The following is a 16,305-nucleotide window of genomic DNA, read 5'->3' on the forward strand; positions in this document are numbered from 1 at the left end:
TCCTCAGGGTGTGGAGGGCGCGGCCGCAGCCGCCGGCCGGTCGCGGAACAGCAGCAGGAAGGCGACCAGCACCACCAGCGCAACAGCGGCCGGGAACAGCCAGATCTGCTGCCAGTCGGGACCGGCCTCGGTGGTGAAGTGCTCCACCACCGCGCCGGACAGGAAGGTGCCGATCAACATGCCCACGCCATAGGTGGCCAGGGTGATGAACCCCTGTGCGCTGCTGCGCGCGGCAGGGCCGGCATGTGCATCGGTGTAGATCTGGCCGGTGACGAAGAAGAAGTCGTAGCAGATGCCGTGCAGCACGATGCCGATCACCAGCAGCGGGAAACCGCCACCTGCATCGCCGAAGGCGAACAGCGCGTAGCGCACCACCCAGGCGGCCATGCCGACCGCCAGCATGGTTTTCACCCCCAGCCGAACGAACAGGAACGGCATGGCCAGCATCAGCAGCACTTCGGAAACCTGGCCCAGCGACTGCAGGCCCGCCGCGCCGCGCACGCCGAGGTCGTTGAGATAGGGATTGGTGAAGTTGTAGTAGAACGACAGCGGGATGCAGATGGCGATGGAGGCCAGGAAGAACACCAGGTAGGCGCGTGACTTCAGCAGCCGCAGCGAATCCAGCCCCAGGATCTGCCCCAGCCCGGCATCGCGCTGCTGCGCCAGTGGCGGTGTGTGCGGCAGGGTGAACGCATACAGCCCGAGCACCAGCGACGCCGCCGCCGCCATCCGGAACGTCAGCTCAAGCCGATGCGCCTGTTCCCAGCCCAGCCAGCCGATCAGCACGCCCGCCACGATCCAGCCGATGCTGCCGGCCACGCGGACCAGCGGGAACTGCTTCTCGGGTGATTGCATGTGCCGCATGGCCACGCTGTTGGCCAGTGCCAGGGTCGGCATGAACAGCAACATGTAGCCCATGACGCACGCAGAGAACATGCTGAAGCTGGTTGCCGTGGACGCCAGCCACATCAGCGCGGCACCGGCCAGATGCAGTACCGCAAGAATGCGCTGCGCCGCGAAGTAGCGATCCGCGATCAGCCCGACCAGGAACGGCGCCACGATGGCACCGATCGACTGGCTGAGGAACGCGGTCGCCACCTGGCTCGCGCTGGCCTGCAGCGGGCCCTGCACCAGGTAGGTGCCCAGGGTGACGAACCACGCCCCCCAGATGAAGAACTGCAGAAACATCATCGCGCCCAGGCGCGACATGGCGTGCGTCATGGCTTGCCCTCCCGGGGCGGTCTTGGCTCAGATTCCCAGCATGCGGTGCAGTGATGCGGCGTCGGTGCCACTGTCGGCGAAGTCATCGAAGGCGCGTTCGGTCACGCGGATGAGGTGGTCGCGGATGAAGGCGGCACCCTCGCGCGCGCCGTCTTCCGGGTGCTTCAGGCAGCACTCCCATTCCAGTACCGCCCAGCCGGGGAAGTCGTACTGCGCGAACTTCGAGAAGATCGCCTTGAAGTCGATCTGGCCGTCACCGGGTGAACGGAACCGGCCCGGACGGTCGATCCAGTCCTGGTAGCCGCCGTACACGCCGCTGCTTGCGCTGGGGCGATGTTCCGCGTCCTTGACGTGGAAGATGCCGATGCGCGCGTGGTAGCGGTCGATGAAACCGAGGTAATCCATCTGCTGCAGCAGCAGGTGGCTGGGGTCGTACAGGATCTTCGCGCGGGGATGGTGGTCGACCTCATCGAGGAAGCGCTCGAAGGTTGCACCATCGTGCAGGTCCTCGCCCGGGTGGATCTCGAAGCACAGGTCAACGCCGCAGGCATCGAACGCATCCAGGATCGGGCGCCAGCGACGGCCGAGTTCGGCGAAGGCTTCTTCCACCAGTCCCGGCGGGCGCTGCGGCCAGGGGTAGAAGTAGGGCCAGGCCAATGCACCGGAGAACGTGGCATGCGCGGTCAGCCCCAGGCGCTGGCTGGCCTGCGCCGCCAGCCGCAGCTGCTCCACCGCCCAGGCCTGGCGGGCGGCCGGGTTGCCGCGCTTGTCCGGTGGCGCGAATCCGTCGAACAGGCTGTCGTAGGCAGGATGGACGGCAACCAACTGCCCCTGCAGGTGCGTCGACAGTTCGGTGATCTGCAGGCCGTGCCCGGCCAGCATGCCGGCAGTGTCGTCGCAGTACGCTTGGCTGCGCGCCGCCTCCGCCAGGTCGAACAGGTGGGGCGCGGAGGTGGGGACTTGTACGCCAGAATAGCCCAGACCCGCGGCCCATCCGGCCAGCGTGTCCAGCCGATCAAAAGGAGCTGTGTCGCCGATGAACTGCGCCAGGAACAGCGCTGGACCCTTGAGCGTCTTCAACGTGATTCGCCCTCGATGCAATCGATTGCATTATCCTAGCAGGGGCTTACGCAGGACCTGTTGTGCAGTGCACAGCGGGCAGGAGGACTAACGCCATGGCCACCATCTACGACATCGCAAAACACGTCGGCGTGTCCGCCGGTACGGTGTCGCGCGCGCTTTCCCGGCCGGACAAGGTGCTGCCGGCCACCCGCGCGCGCATCGAGCAGGCCGCCGCCGCACTGGGCTATGTGCCCAACACGGTGGCGCGCACGCTCAAGACCCAGCGCAGCGGCAAGATCCTCGTCACCGTCCCGGACATCGCCAATCCGTTCTTCGCGCAGATCCTGCAGGGGGCGGAGGAGGCCGCGCAGGCGGTGGGCTATGCGGTCCTGCTGGGCGATACCCAGCATCAACCCGATCGTGAGGAGCGCTACGCGCAGATGCTCCGGCGCAACGAGGCCGACGGCATGATCGTGCTGGGCCATCGCCTGCCACCGACCGCGCGCGAGATCGTCGAGCAGCGCGGCGCCGCCGCACCGGTGGTCAACGGCTGCGAGTTCGACCCCGCGCTGGGCATCCCCAGCGTCCACATCGACAACGCCGCCGCCGCACGCGCGGTGATGGAGCATCTGTACGGGCTGGGACACGAACGGATTGCGGTGGTCGGCGGGCCGCCTGACAATCCCCTGCACCAGCAACGGCTGGAAGGGGTCCGCGCGGCCGGCAAGGCGCGTGGCCGCCTGCGCCAGCTGAGCATCGTGCCGGGTGACTTTTCCGTGGAATCCGGCCATGCAGCGGCGATGGCGCTGCTGGATGGCACGGCCGCGCCGACCGCGGTGTTCTGCTTCAGTGACCAGATGGCACTGGGTACCCTGGCCGCTTGCCGGGACCTGGGCATCCGCGTGCCGGACGAGCTGTCCGTGGTCGGCTTCGATGATCTGGCGTCCTCCCGCTACCTCACGCCCCCGCTGACGACCATCCGGCAGCCGATGCGGGAGATTGGCGAGCGTGCGGTCAACCTGCTGCTCGCCATCATCGAGCACGTCGATGTGCCGCTTCAGCAGACGCTGGAGTTCAGCTTCAAGCTGCGTGGCTCGACGGCTGCGCCCCGCCCCGGGTAACCACGGGGAGCGGGAGGGGCAGCGGCAGCGGCCCGCGCGATATCGCGCAACCTTGATCCCGAATTGACGCAAAGCTGTCAGACTCATCGCAGGCAGCCCGGCAAGGGCCGTAGCACCAGGTGCGATCGCGCAAGGGGGTCGGCAATGCCATTCTTCACCGATTCGGCGGAAGGCGCGGTCGAAGGCATTGGCGCGGCACGTCGCATCGGCTGGATGCGTTTCGTCGGCAATGGGCTGGGGGCGATCCCCATCGCTTCGATCATGCTTGAACGCCATGACGGCGGGCTGGCCTGGGTCCTGCTGCTGCTCAACGCGCTGGCGTGGCCGGCACTGGCACTGCGGCTGACCCAGCGCTCCCGCCAGCCGGCGGTCGTCCAGTTCCGTTGCATGGTGGCCGACTCCTTCTTCGGCGGTGGCTGGATCGCCTTCATGGCGTTGAGCGCGGTGCCCAGCGCACTGTTCGCCGCGCTGCTGGTGGCCGACAAGATCGCCGCCGGTGGCGTGCGCCTGGCGATGCGCGCCACGCTGGCCCTGCTGCTGGGCTTCGCACTCACCTGGTGGTTGCTCGGCTTCCCTTACCAGCCGGTCACCTCGCAGCGCACGATCGTGCTGAGTGTCCCGTTCCTGTTCGTGTATGGCATCGGCCTCAGCATTCTCAGCTGGCAGCTGGCGCGCCGGGTCAAATCGCAGAACCGTCAGCTGCAGCGGCTCAGCCGGATGGACCCGCTGGTCGAGCTGGCTAACCGTGGCTTCCTGATCCTGCGTGCGCAGCAGGCGCTGGACCGGGCACAGGGCCAGGGCGGTTTTGCCTGCCTGCTGATGCTCGATGTGGATGATTTCAAGCGCATCAATGACTCGCATGGCCACCGCGCCGGTGACGAGGTACTGCGGCATATCGCGGCGACATTGCGCACCTTTGCCCGGCCCGGTGATACGCCCGCGCGGCTGGGGGGCGATGAGTTCGTGGTGCTGCTGCGCGACTGCGCACCCGTCGATGCGATGCACGTGGCCGAGCGGGTGCGCCTGCACCTGCTGGAGGCCGCGCAGCAGGCCACGCCGGGTGTGGAGTTCAGCGTCAGTATCGGCATTGCCGCCACACCGCGTGGCGGCAGTGTCGAGGACTGGTTGGCACTGGCCGACCGCGCGCTGTACCACGCCAAGCGGCAGGGCAAGAACACGGCCAGCTACGGCGAGTGAGTGCGGCACGGCCGCCGCCGAACGAGGGTGAAATGCCGGTTCATCCTGCACGCGGAATCGGCACGCCAATCCTCTACCATGGGCCACCCCGCCCGGACGCGCTCCCATGCAAGACGCTCTCGTTGCCCAGCCCAAGCCCCCCATTCCAAGGATCGCGGCGTGGCTGATGATGCTGCTGGGCATGTGGCTGGCGCTGAAGCTGGGCCTGGTGGTGACCCTGCTGTCCGGCCTGCTGGTGTTCCAGCTGACGCACGTGCTGGCCTCCACCGTGGAGGGCAAGCTGCCGCCGGGGCGGGCACGAGCGATCGCAGTGATCGTGCTGTCGGCGATCATCATCAGCGGGCTGGTACTGGCCGGCATCGGCGTGGCCTCGTTCTTCCGCAACGAGACCGGCGGCCCGGACGCATTGCTGGCGCGCCTGATGGAGATCCTCAACACTTCGCGGCACCAGGTGCCGGCGCTGCTGCAACCCTACATTCCCGAAGACATGCCGGCGTTGCGCGCGGCGCTGAACGACTGGGCTGCCGAGCACCAGCGGCAGCTGGGCGTGGCCGGTACCTCGGTGGTACAGGTCGGTGTACGCGTACTGATCGGTATGGTGCTGGGCGCGATGATCGCGCTGTATGACGAACTGCCGCTGCCGAAGATGGGCCCGCTGGCGCAGGAGCTGGTCGGGCGCACCAGCCGCCTGGCCACCGCGTTCCGCCAGGTGGTGTTCGCGCAGGTGAAGATCTCGCTGCTGAACACCGTGTTCACCGCCATCTTCCTGCTGGGCGTGCTGCCGTTGTTCGGCGTGCACCTGCCGCTGTCTAAGACCCTGGTGCTGATCACCTTCCTGGCCGGCCTGCTGCCGGTGGTGGGCAACATCATTTCCAACACGATCATCGCCATCGTCGCGCTGTCGGTCTCGTTCTATGTGGCGGTGGCGGCGCTGCTGTACCTGATCGTGATCCACAAGCTGGAGTACTTCCTCAACGCGCGCATCGTCGGTGGCGAGATCCAGGCGCGTGCCTGGGAGCTGCTGCTGGCCATGCTGGTGATGGAGGCGGCCTTCGGCCTGCCGGGCCTGGTCGCCGCACCGGTGTTCTATGCCTACGTGAAGCGCGAACTGGTCGACCAGCGCTGGATCTGACGCGGCGGGGCATGACGTAATTTGCCCCGATTCGACAACCCGTGCGGCCTTTGTCGGTGCGTTCGCGGCGGGCGCGGTATACCCATGGCAACGATTGATCCGGTAGCGGCTTGGCGCCTGTGCAGGCGGCCGCTACAGTGTTGTGCACTACAGGGGAAATGTGCATGGCCCGCAAGGCGTCGCCCATCGGATTGCGGACCTGGGTCTGGATCCTGGCCGGGCTGTTCGTAGTCTGTACGCTGCCATTGATGGCCATCGCGCTGGTGCAGGGCACGCTGCGCTTCACTGCCGCCGAGGACAACCTGGTCAGCCTGCGCCAGCTGCGGCAGACCTTCGACCTGGCCAACCTGGTGTCGGCCGAGCGCGGCCCCGCCAACAGCCTGCTCGGGGCCGACACGGCCGATGCGGGCGAACAGGCCCGGCTGGCGGCGGAGCTGGCAGTCGCGCGCAAGCGGGTCGATACCGCCCTGCAACGCCTGGACACCGTGTTCAACGCTGACCCGGGCGCGGTCGACGAACACGGGCTGCTGGCCGATGCGCAACGTCGCCTGCAATCGGCGCGGGCCGCGGTGGACCGGGTGGCGGCACAGCCGCATGGCGCGCGCCAGGTGGAGGACGTGGAGCGCGCGATCAGCAGCATGTTCGCCGTGGTTGATCGCCTGCACGTGCTGACCTCGGCGCAGATCAACGTGCTGGTCAGCGCCGACCGCGAAGCGGCGATTCCGGCGATGCAGGGCCAGGTGCTGATCGACCTGCGCGAGCATGGCGGCCGCCTGGCCTCGAACGTGATGGCGCCGGTGGCGGTACCGGGGGCCTGGCGTGACGAACAGGTGCGGGCGGCATTGCAGACCGAAGGCCGCCTGCTGGAGCTGTGGCGGCTGGCAGGCAGCCATGAAGCGGTGTTCCGCAGTGATCCGGCGCTGTCCTGGCATTGGGACATGGCGCGCCGGCAGTTCTTCGGCGAATCGCTGCCGATGATCGAACAGTTGATCGAGGATGGCCGGCGCGGCGTGCCGCCGCCGTGGACCACCGCCGAATTCACCACTCGCTACGTGCCGACCCTGCGGTCGCTGGAAGCGCTGCGGGACGGCTACCTGAGCGTGTCCATCGCCCGTTTCGAGCGCACCCGCAATCGCGAAGCGACGCGCCTGGTGGTGCTGGTGGCGACGGTGCTGGGCACGCTGGTGGTGCTGGGCGTGGCGCTGCGCATCGCGCATCTTCAGATCCTGCGGCCGCTGCTGCAGGCGCAGAAGCAGGTCATCCAGATCGCCTCGGAAGCGCCCGGCCCGGAGCAGCATGTGACCCACCCGCTGGCCGAGATGCAGCGCCTGTTCGATGCCATCGAAGTGCTGCGCGAGAAGTCGCGCGAGCGCTCGGCATTGACCAGCGAGCTGCGCCAGCTGGCCGGCACCGATGAGCTGACCGGGCTGTTGAACCGGCGCGCGCTGGACGAGTTGGTGCAGCAGCGTCATGCCGACGGTGGCAACAGCGCGGTGGTGATCCTGCTGGACGTGGACCGCTTCAAGGCGATCAACGATGGCCACGGGCATGACGCCGGTGACGAGGTGCTGGTGCAGGTGGCGCAGCTGCTGCAGCGCCACCTGCGCCGCAGCGACAGCATTGCCCGCTATGGTGGCGAGGAGTTTCTCGTGTTGCTGGCCGACGGTGATCTGGCCGGTGGCCGCCAGCTGGCCGAGTCGCTGCGGGTGGCGCTGCAGCGGCTGGACATCGCCCTGGTCGGTGGCAAGGTGCTGCGCGTCACCGCCAGCTTCGGTGTGGCCGAGGGCGGCACCGACGCGCTGGGCTGGCGCACCCTGCTGCGTGCCGCCGACGCGGCCATGTACCAGGCCAAGGCGCAGGGCCGCGACCGCGTGCGCGTGGCCGGCGGCGGCCGCAACGCACGTTGACGGCACCCATCAGCCGATCTGCGCATGCACGCGCCGCAGCGTGCGCGCAATCATCCGGCGCGCGATGGGACGCGGCACCGAGAGTCCACGCCAGCGCAGCGCACCCACGCGGAAGGTGGCGCTGGCAGTGGCCAGCACCTTGCCGGCCGGGTCGGTCAGCCAGCCGCGGGTGAAGGCGATGCTGCCCTTGCTGTGCTCGACTTCGCCCCAGCCGATGATCCGCCCGGGCCGTGCGGGGCTGACGAAACTGGTCTTGGATTCGACCGTGACCGCGATGCGGTTGGCAGGCAGGGTGGCGTAGATCGCTGGCCCCATGCAGTCGTCCAGCATCGCTGACAGGAAACCGCCCTGCACGTTGCCCATCGGGTTGGTGAGCACCGGCCCGGCCTCGAACTCGACCTGGATGCGGCGCAGTGCATCGTCGTAACCGACGAAGCGCCAGCCGAGCAGGGTGCCGGCCTGGGAGCGTGGAAGATCACCGTTGACCACGCTGTAGAAGATCGATTCGGGATTCATCGTGGAGCCTCGCGGGGGAGAGGGGAGAAAAAGAACTCACTGCGGTAGCGACAACAGGGCCAGCACGAATCCGATGACCGACAGCAGCACCACCGCGGCGCCGGCGGGCACCGGTGTACGCGCACCGGTGCGTCGCCGCACGCCGGAAGCGACCAGGACCGGCGGCAGGGTGGCGACCAGGCAGAACAGCTGGAACGCCAGCAGCTGCGGCAGTGCGAAGTGACCTCCGAAGAAGATCAACCAGGCCAGCATCACGCCGGCACCGGCCAGTGCGATCCAGGCAGCGCCGACCACGCGGATGAGTGCCATCAGCAGCACCTGCATGCGGGGGTCGATCTGTGCCCACGGCCTGTCCACGGCCTGGCCGTGGTAGGGCATGAAGTCGGAGCGTTTCAGATAGGCCGCAGCAAACAGGCAGACAATGAAGAACGCCAACAGGTAGCAGCCGAACGCGAGCCAGGCGGACAGGTCCATGTGGAGGCCATGCGGTTGCGGAGGAAAGGCCGCGTTTGTACCGGCAGCCATGCCGGTCGCGCCACGGGGTTGCGCGATTCTGGGGCAGCACGCCGTTGGGGGCGTGTCGCGGCTTGCAGGGCCGTTCCTCCATCTGCCGTTAACGCCAGTGTGGTGGTGAGGAATGCGTCACGTACGCGCCATGCGCTCTATCTCGTTTCCTGTGAAGAGGCCGCAACTACCCCTCCACGCCCAGGTCACCGCGCTGCGCAGACGCTGGGATTCCATTCCATGAAGGACGACGCCATGACCCAGCTCACCCTGCCCGAACTGGCCAGGAAAATGGCCGGCATTGATTTCAGCCTGCTGCAGACCCACGCCGGTGGAGCGATTGCCGGCCGTCCGATGAGCAACAATGGCGACGTGGACTATGACGGTGACAGCTGGTTCTTCACCACCGAAGACACCGACATGGTGCGCGAGATTGAAGCTGACCCCGCCGTTGCGCTGGGTTTTTCCGGCAGCAAGTCGCTGCTGGGCAAGCCGCCGCTGTTCGTGCACGTTCAGGGCAGGGCTGTGCTGGTGCGCGACCGGGCCACGATGAGCCAGCACTGGGTGAAGGACCTGGAGCGCTGGTTCGAACAGGGCGTGGATACACCGGGACTGGTGCTGATTCACGTGCGCGCCAGCCGCATCCACTACTGGGATGGCGAGGACGAGGGCGAAATCGTGATCTGACCGGAACCGCGCAGCGCCCGGCGCATCGCGTTCCAGGGTCAGCAGCGCGCAGGGTGTGCTGCCGGATCCTCAAGGTTGGCCAGTTCCGGTGCCAAGGCGTGCTCCACCGCACGCCGCAGCAGTGCCGGTGCGACATAGTGCCGGTGCCCGGCGTCGATCAGGGCCATGTACATGCCGCCGAACGCATTGAGGGTCTGCACGCGTGAGCCCAGGCTGATCTCGACATGTCCATCGCGATGCCGCTGCACGCGCACGCTGCTGCGGAAACGCAGGTGCCGATCGTCGGCGCCGAGCAGGACTTCGGCGTCGTTGTCCTGCGTATCGATGTGCGAATCCAGCACCGGGAATCGACCAGCGAACAACCGGCTGCGATCGGTCGACAGCAATGACGACACCGGGCATCCCAGCGGCGACGTGCGCAACCGCAACGGTGCCACCAGTCGGTTTCGCAGCGCCATCAGCTGGCCTACGCCGCTGGGTGGATTGCGCAGGAAGCCCTCCAGTACGTCGGCCAGCAGCGCCGACGCGGAACGGTGGACCACCTGCGAGGGTTCCAGGCACAGGGTGGTCAGGTCCTGGTAGTGGCTGTGCGGCAGCGCTGTGGTCAGCAGGCCATCGGTGGGCGCGGGCCGCGAATGGATGGGATAGGCCGGTGTGGCACGTTCGACGAACCCGCGCAGCGGCCGCATGGGGATGCGGCGCAGCGGGCCGAGCAGGGCACGGGTACGCGCGCACAGGTGCGCGCACACGCTGGGAGGTGCCGCCTGCAGCGACAGCTGCAACAGCGGTGCCGCCGCAAGCGAGGTGCACGAAGGCCAGTACGATTCCGGAAGCACCTCGGTCAGGCTGGGGATATCGGCGGCATTGCGCTCCACCTGCGTACGGGTCTGCTCGCTCATTCGGCCTGCCAGTTCATCGCTGTGGCAGGACAGCGCAAACAGCGCCGGATGGGCAGGATGGTTCGACGCGAACTGGTGCCAGGTGCCGCCGCCGAAGCGCACGGTAAACAGGCAGTCCGGTGGGATGCGGACGCGCCGAAGCGTGCGCGCGAAGGCACCAGGACCTGCTGCCAGCTGCGCGTCGGAGGCGGTAGCGAAACGCAGCTCGGCTCCCGCGCTGCCGGCGATGGCGGTGAACATGCGCGGGCCTGCATGGCGATGAAACGGGTGGCCACCGGCACCGACGGTGAAGCTGTACAGCGAGGAGGCATCCCCGTGCTGCAGGTGCATGCCACCCAGTCGCGCCGAAGGTTCATCCAACGCATCGATGAACGCCGGGTGGTGGCGCTGACGCTGGCCGGCGTCACTCACCAGCGCGTCGCCGGCACCGATGCCGAGCTGCGCGATCAGGGTGACTTCGGTCGGACTGCCGCCGTCCTGTGCCGGAAGCTGCACTGCTGGAAACGAACGGCGATCGCGGGTCGAACCAGGCATGGTCATGCTCCTTGGCGGGGCGGATCAGCGGGCGGGGGACTTGCGGCGGGCGCGGGCTTCACGCTTGAGCGGGCCGCCGACCGGGCAGACTTCGGCCGCCCACGAGAACAACGTGTTGGCCAAACGGTCGGGTACCTGCCTGAAGTACACGAACTGGCCGCGTTTCTCGCGTTCGATCAGTCCGGCTTCCTCGAGGATGCGCAGGTGGCTGGACAACGCCGGCTTGCTGAAGTCGAAGCGCTCGGCCAGCTCGCCCGCGCTGAGCTCGCCGGCGCTGAGATAGGCCAGGATCTGCCGGCGGGCGGTGGAGGCAAGGGCTTCGAAGATGCGGTCCATGGCGAGGGAATTAACTAATTCGTTAATTAATGTTGCTCCCGCAGCTTAAGACTGTCAAGCCATGAGACTGTCAAGCCATGACCCATTGCGCGGCGCGCCCGGGCTTTGCCATCCTCCCTGCTGTTTTCCGTAGCGTGGAATCCCGATGCGTCCTGCGTTCTGGCTGGCTTTGGCCCTGCTGCCCACCCTGGCGGTGGCGCAACCCGCGCGTACTCCCAAGGCCAAGGCCCCGGCGCAGGATCCCTTCAGCGAGTTGTTCGATACCGCCTGCATGCAGCACATCGGCGCGCCGGCGCGGTTGCAGTCGCTGATGGAATCCAACGGGCTGTCACCGCTGCAGCCTGCCGAAGCGGCAACGTTGCTGCAGGGGCAGTCGGGCGTGGCCTGGATGGTGCCGCTGGCCAGCGGCCGTTATGCGGTCAGCTGGGCCGACGACGGCACCTGCTCGGTGTATGCGGAAAAGGCCGATGCGGCGGTGGTGCAGAAGGGCTTCGCACGGCTGGTGCAGGCGGCACCGAAGCCATTGCAGGCGCGCTCGCTGCCGGGCCGTGGTCCGCTGTCGGCCGACCAGGTGGCGATCCAATACGGCTGGGCCACGCCGGGGCAGGCCAAGCTGCAGGTGCGCTTCCGGCTGGTGACGCGGCAGGCGGCCGAGGCCGGCGTACAGGCGATGGCCTCGGTGACGCCGGGGGACGCGATGCTCGAACCCGCGGCTCCCACCCCGTAACGCCTGCCGGGGCCCGCGCCCAGCCGGTGGACCATGCCCGCGATTCAGCCTTTCACGCAGGATGTGTTATATCGTTTATCGATAAATCCACCCTGGGGCGGCGAGGCCACCCCAATGCCGGAGGCCGCTTGACCGCTCGTCCCGCCCGCGCCAGACCCGCGCGAGGCTTGTTCACCCTGGCCCAGGCCGCCGTACAGGCCGTCCGGGCGATGTGCTGGCTGGGCATCCTGGCCGCACTGCTGGCGGTGCCCCTGGTCGCCCATGACCGCCGCTGGCTGCTCGACAGCGTGCATGACGCCGAGGCCGCCGCCGCGCATGGCAACGACCTGTTCCTGCACTTCTGCCTGGGCCTGGGCGCGATCGTCGCGCTGCTGGTGCTGTGCCTGCTGTTCCTGCGCCATCTGCTGAGGCTGCTGAAGTCGGCGGCGCGCGAGCGGCCGTTCACCCATGCCAATGCACAGCGCCTGCAGCGCATGGCCTGGCTGATGCTGGCAATGGAACTGCTGTCGATCCTGATCGGTGCCTACGCGGCCTGGATGGGCCCGGATTTCACCTGGATGGAGGTGGGCGGCGGCATGTCGATCACTGGGCTGGTGGCGGTGCTGATGCTGTTCGTGCTCGCACGCGTGTTCGCCGTGGGCGCGGCGATGCGCGATGACCTCGATGGTGTCATCTGATGGCGATCGTCATCACCCTGGACCGCATGCTGCAGGCACGGGGCATGACCCTGTCCGAGCTGGCCGGGCGCATCGACATCACCCTGGCGAACCTGTCGATCCTGAAGACCGGCAAGGCGCGAGCCATCCGCTTTTCCACGCTGGATGCGATCTGCCGCGAGCTGCAGTGCACGCCCGGCGACCTGCTTGGGCATGACCCGGCGCAGGCGCAGGATGCCGACTGAGTGGACGCCCTTTTCCCTTACCCACTGACGAAACGGACCTGAAATGGAATGGTTGGCTGACCCCTCGATATGGATGGGCCTTGCAACCCTGGTCGTGCTGGAGATCGTTCTCGGCATCGACAACCTGGTGTTCATTGCGATCCTTGCCGACAAGCTGCCGCCGCACCAGCGCGACCGCGCGCGGGTGATCGGCCTGGCGCTGGCACTGCTGATGCGGCTGGTGCTGCTGGCGGCGCTGGCCTGGATCATGAAGTTGACCGAGCCGCTGGTGACCTTGTTCGACCGCAGCTTCTCCGGGCGCGACCTGATCCTGCTGGGCGGTGGCCTGTTCCTGCTGTTCAAGGGCACCATGGAACTGCACGAACGGCTGGAAGGCCGCGCGCATCACGAGGATGGCAAGAAGGTCTATGCCAGCTTCGCGATGGTGGTGGCACAGATCGTGGTGCTCGACGCGGTGTTCTCGCTGGACTCGGTGATCACCGCCGTCGGCATGGTCGACAACCTGGGCGTGATGTATGCGGCCGTGACCATCGCCATGGCGCTGATGCTGCTGGCCAGCAAGCCGCTGACCCGCTTCGTCAACAAGCATCCCACCGTGGTGGTGCTGTGCCTGGGCTTCCTGCTGATGATCGGCTTCAGCCTGGTGGCTGAAGGCCTGGGCTACAAGATCCCGAAGGGCTACCTGTACGCAGCGATCGCTTTCTCGATCCTGGTCGAGGCGTTCAACCAGTGGGTGCGTTTCAACCGTGAGCGCAACGAGCGCCGCCAGCCGTTCCGCCAGCGCACCGCCGATGCCGTGCTGAGGATGCTGGGCGCGCGTCCAGCGAACGGCAACGACGACGAAGGCGTGGACGAGCAGGTGGACGCCGACGAGCGCCTGCAGCCGGCGGAGCACGAAATGATCCGCAGCGTGCTGGGCCTGGCCGATCGTCCGGTGTCGAGCGTGATGACTGTGCGTGCCGACGTGCAATGGATCGACCTGGCGCGTGGTCAGGAGGATGTGGTGGCGCGCCTGGTGGCCTCGCCGCATACGCGCCTGCTGGTCGGCGACGGTGACCTGGACAGCCTGCGTGGCGTGGTGCAGAGCCGGGACGTGCTGGCCGACCTGCTGCAGGGCAAGCCACTGCAGCTGGAGGGCAACCTGCGCGAACCGCAGTACGTTCTGTCCACTGCCAGTGCGCTGCAGGCGCTGGAACTGATCCGCCAGCATCCGGTGCCGCTGGCGGTGGCGGTGGACGAGTACGGCAGCGTGGAGGGCCTGGTGACCGCCAACGACCTGCTGGCGGCGATTGCCGGTGACCTGGTCGATACCCAGGACGAGCGCTATGGCGTGGTGGCGCAGGGCGAGGATCAATGGGAGGCCGATGGTGCGCTGACCCTGGACGACCTGCAGCGTTTGGCGGGCGTGTCGCTGCCCCGCAGTGCCGACTACATGACCATCTCGGGTCTGGTGCTGGAGCAGCTGGGCCGCCTGCCGGACGTCGGCGACGCGGTGGAGGTGGCCGGCGTGCGCATCACCGTGCTGGCAATGGAGAAGCGCCGTATCGCCCGCCTGCGGGTGGAGCGCCTCGACGGAATGGCCTGACCGCCTGTTGTTGTAGAGCCGGGCCCATGCCCGGCTGCGTGTCGAGAAGCCGAGCATGGGCGCGGCTCTACACAACACGACCCGCAGCCGTCACCATGGCGGGCCCGCTTTCTGTCATGGATGGTTGCAGTGCTGAGTACGATCGGTTTGTTGATGGGCCTGTATGTGGCCTGGCGCCTGTTCTGGCCGCTGCGCATGCCCATCGGGTTGAAGGTCGTGCTCTCGCTGCTGGTGGTGGCCATGGCCGTGCAGCTGCGCATCGTGGCCACCTTCTGGGGCACGATGGCATCACCGGAAATCCCGAGGATGGCCATCGCCGTCCTGGCCACCGGCTCCACGGCGGTGCTGCTGCTGGCGTTGCTGATGCTGGTGCTGGATGTGGGCCTGCTGCTTTCGCGCCTGCTGCGTTGGCCGTGCATCGTATCGGCCCTGCGCGCCTCGAAGCTGCGGCCGTTGGCTGGCCTGCTGGCGCTGCTTGTGAGTGGCTATGGCGTCAGCCAGGGCATGGCCGTGCCCCAGCCCAGGCAGATCGACGTGGCGATCAAGGATCTGCCTGCTGCGTTCGACGGCTATCGCGTGCTGCAGCTGACCGACATCCACGCCAGCCGCCTGCTGACCGGCGACTGGGTGCGCAGGGTGGTGGACGAGAGCAACGCGCTGAAGCCGGACCTGATCGTGATCACTGGCGACCTGATCGACGGCAGCGTCGAGGCCCGCCGTGACGACGCGCGCCCGTTGGCCGATCTGCAGGCGCCGGACGGCGTCATTGCCATCACCGGCAACCATGAGTACTACGCGCAGTATCAGCAATGGATGCAGGCGTTCCGCGCGCTGCGCATGCAGGTGCTTGAGAACAGCCACCTGCAGGTGCGGCGCGGCGACGCGGCGCTGACCATCGCCGGTGTCACCGATCCGGTGGCCGCACGCTACGGCCTGCCGCTGCCGGATCTGGACGCTGCACTGGCCGGTGCCGATCCCTCTGCACCGGTGATCCTGCTTGACCACCGCCCGCGCAATGCGCGCGAGGCGGCGGCGCGCGGGGTAAAGCTGCAATTGTCCGGGCATACCCACGGCGGGCAGATCATCGGCATGGACCAGCTGGTGAAGCGGGCCAATGGTGGCTTTGTCTCCGGCCGCTACGACGTGGAGGGGATGACGCTGTACGTGGGCAACGGCGCGGGCCTCTGGGCCGGTTTCCCGGCGCGCATCGGCGTGCCTTCGGAGATCACCCTGATCACGCTGCGCCGCGCGCCTTGACCTGATGTGGGGTCAGATCCCTTTGCCTTTGGCAAAGGGATCTGACCCCGGCCCGTCAGGCCGCCCGCAGCGGCGGCCGCGCATGCGCACTTCGACGCAGGGCCTGCGCCCGCTTGGCGATCCAGCGCACCACGAAGGCGGTGAACAGCAGCGCCGACGGCACCGCATACCAGAAGTTGCCGGGCACGCGCTTGAAGTACGAGTAGGTGAACACCGCCGCGATGATCCACATGCCGGTGACGTGCAGGCGACGCCAGGCGGTGGGTCCCATGCGCCGGGCGAGCCCCCGGTGCGAGGTGATGGCCAGCGCCAGGATGGCGATGTAGCCCACCGTGCCCGGGAGGTTGGCCAGCGCGGAGCGTGCTGGCCAGAACGCCGGGTTGAGGATGCCGAAACTGGTGATGGCGACTGCGTGCAGCAGGTGCGAGAACGCGAAGGACAGACCGATGATGCGCCGTTCACGCAGCAGGAACCGGGTGAACGGGCCGGGCAGCAGGGTGGCGAAGGAGGATGCCGTGAATGCCGCCAGGAACAGCAGGAACGATGTGCGGGCGGTGAGCCGGATCGCCGCGCGGCTCCCTTCGGCTGCATCGGGATACAGGGCGAAGGCGGTCAGTGCGAACGCGATCAGGACCACGGCGATGGCTACGAACAGGCGCCAGCCGTGCAGGAAGGAAATGTTGGAAGCAGCCATGATGAGACCTCGAAGTAGGGGGCGG

Annotated in this window: 17 protein-coding genes; 10 read left to right on the forward strand and 7 right to left on the reverse strand. The window is 67.7% G+C overall.

The features are described 5' to 3' along the window. Positions 1-3 precede the first annotated feature (3 nt). The gene (locus tag AC5P56_RS19075; RefSeq protein WP_014646305.1) at positions 4-1,221 is read right to left on the reverse strand and encodes a nucleoside permease; all 1,218 of its coding nucleotides are present in this window, start codon (positions 1,219-1,221) and stop codon (positions 4-6) included. Positions 1,222-1,248: 27 nt separating this feature from the next. Beyond that, positions 1,249-2,301, reverse strand: coding sequence for a sugar phosphate isomerase/epimerase family protein (locus AC5P56_RS19080; protein WP_142234398.1), 1,053 nt, complete (start codon positions 2,299-2,301; stop codon positions 1,249-1,251). Between the two features lie 95 nt (positions 2,302-2,396). On the opposite strand from AC5P56_RS19080, the gene AC5P56_RS19085 reads away from it, so the two are divergent. The 4 genes from AC5P56_RS19085 (at position 2,397) to AC5P56_RS19100 (ending at position 7,640) form a co-directional block, all read left to right on the forward strand. Next, a complete protein-coding gene (locus tag AC5P56_RS19085) occupies positions 2,397-3,404 on the forward strand; it encodes a LacI family DNA-binding transcriptional regulator (protein ID WP_046429416.1) in 1,008 nt (335 codons plus the stop codon). Between the two features lie 144 nt (positions 3,405-3,548). Further along, on the forward strand, positions 3,549-4,601 hold the full coding sequence (locus AC5P56_RS19090) for a sensor domain-containing diguanylate cyclase (RefSeq protein WP_014646308.1): 1,053 nt from the start codon (positions 3,549-3,551) through the stop codon (positions 4,599-4,601). Positions 4,602-4,707: 106 nt separating this feature from the next. Beyond that, positions 4,708-5,733 (forward strand): AI-2E family transporter, encoded by a 1,026-nt coding sequence (locus tag AC5P56_RS19095; RefSeq protein WP_032961540.1) that lies wholly within the window; start codon positions 4,708-4,710, stop codon positions 5,731-5,733. A gap of 164 nt (positions 5,734-5,897) precedes the next feature. Further along, positions 5,898-7,640 carry a GGDEF domain-containing protein gene (locus AC5P56_RS19100; RefSeq protein WP_126411822.1) on the forward strand — a complete coding sequence of 581 codons (1,743 nt, stop codon included), beginning with the start codon at positions 5,898-5,900 and terminating at the stop codon, positions 7,638-7,640. 9 nt (positions 7,641-7,649) lie between these two features. Here AC5P56_RS19100 and AC5P56_RS19105 read toward each other — a convergent pair whose 3' ends face one another. Continuing rightward, positions 7,650-8,156 (reverse strand): PaaI family thioesterase, encoded by a 507-nt coding sequence (locus tag AC5P56_RS19105; RefSeq protein WP_046429424.1) that lies wholly within the window; start codon positions 8,154-8,156, stop codon positions 7,650-7,652. Between the two features lie 36 nt (positions 8,157-8,192). Continuing rightward, a complete protein-coding gene (locus AC5P56_RS19110) occupies positions 8,193-8,630 on the reverse strand; it encodes a hypothetical protein (protein WP_046429425.1) in 438 nt (145 codons plus the stop codon). Between the two features lie 285 nt (positions 8,631-8,915). Here AC5P56_RS19110 and AC5P56_RS19115 point away from each other — a divergent pair, with 285 nt between their 5' ends. After that, positions 8,916-9,347, forward strand: a complete 432-nt coding sequence (locus AC5P56_RS19115; RefSeq protein WP_495231854.1) for a pyridoxamine 5'-phosphate oxidase family protein — start codon at positions 8,916-8,918, stop codon at positions 9,345-9,347. 38 nt (positions 9,348-9,385) lie between these two features. On the opposite strand, the gene AC5P56_RS19120 is transcribed toward AC5P56_RS19115, so the two are convergent. Together AC5P56_RS19120 and AC5P56_RS19125 are read right to left on the reverse strand one after the other, a co-directional pair. After that, positions 9,386-10,780, reverse strand: a complete 1,395-nt coding sequence (locus AC5P56_RS19120; RefSeq protein ID WP_445392227.1) for a DUF2867 domain-containing protein — start codon at positions 10,778-10,780, stop codon at positions 9,386-9,388. 24 nt (positions 10,781-10,804) lie between these two features. After that, positions 10,805-11,116, reverse strand: a complete 312-nt coding sequence (locus tag AC5P56_RS19125; protein WP_004147836.1) for a metalloregulator ArsR/SmtB family transcription factor — start codon at positions 11,114-11,116, stop codon at positions 10,805-10,807. Positions 11,117-11,261: 145 nt separating this feature from the next. Here AC5P56_RS19125 and AC5P56_RS19130 point away from each other — a divergent pair, with 145 nt between their 5' ends. The 5 genes from AC5P56_RS19130 to AC5P56_RS19150 all read left to right on the forward strand — a co-directional run bounded on the left by AC5P56_RS19130 (position 11,262) and on the right by AC5P56_RS19150 (position 15,586). Next, a complete protein-coding gene (locus tag AC5P56_RS19130) occupies positions 11,262-11,843 on the forward strand; it encodes an NMCC_0638 family (lipo)protein (RefSeq protein ID WP_046429431.1) in 582 nt (193 codons plus the stop codon). Between the two features lie 209 nt (positions 11,844-12,052). Next, positions 12,053-12,520, forward strand: coding sequence for a DUF2975 domain-containing protein (locus AC5P56_RS19135; protein ID WP_041864087.1), 468 nt, complete (start codon positions 12,053-12,055; stop codon positions 12,518-12,520). Next, positions 12,520-12,744, forward strand: coding sequence for a helix-turn-helix domain-containing protein (locus AC5P56_RS19140; RefSeq protein ID WP_012479411.1), 225 nt, complete (start codon positions 12,520-12,522; stop codon positions 12,742-12,744). The genes AC5P56_RS19135 and AC5P56_RS19140 overlap by 1 nt, the downstream gene beginning before the upstream one ends. A gap of 43 nt (positions 12,745-12,787) precedes the next feature. Next, on the forward strand, positions 12,788-14,329 hold the full coding sequence (locus AC5P56_RS19145) for a TerC family protein (RefSeq protein ID WP_227863618.1): 1,542 nt from the start codon (positions 12,788-12,790) through the stop codon (positions 14,327-14,329). 120 nt (positions 14,330-14,449) lie between these two features. Beyond that, a complete protein-coding gene (locus tag AC5P56_RS19150; RefSeq protein ID WP_495219905.1) occupies positions 14,450-15,586 on the forward strand; it encodes a metallophosphoesterase in 1,137 nt (378 codons plus the stop codon). A gap of 55 nt (positions 15,587-15,641) precedes the next feature. On the opposite strand, the gene AC5P56_RS19155 is transcribed toward AC5P56_RS19150, so the two are convergent. Beyond that, the gene (locus AC5P56_RS19155; protein WP_014646319.1) at positions 15,642-16,280 is read right to left on the reverse strand and encodes a ferric reductase-like transmembrane domain-containing protein; all 639 of its coding nucleotides are present in this window, start codon (positions 16,278-16,280) and stop codon (positions 15,642-15,644) included. Positions 16,281-16,305: the final 25 nt, after the last annotated feature.

It is taken from the genome of Stenotrophomonas sp. YJH_SMC_131, assembly GCF_059367975.1.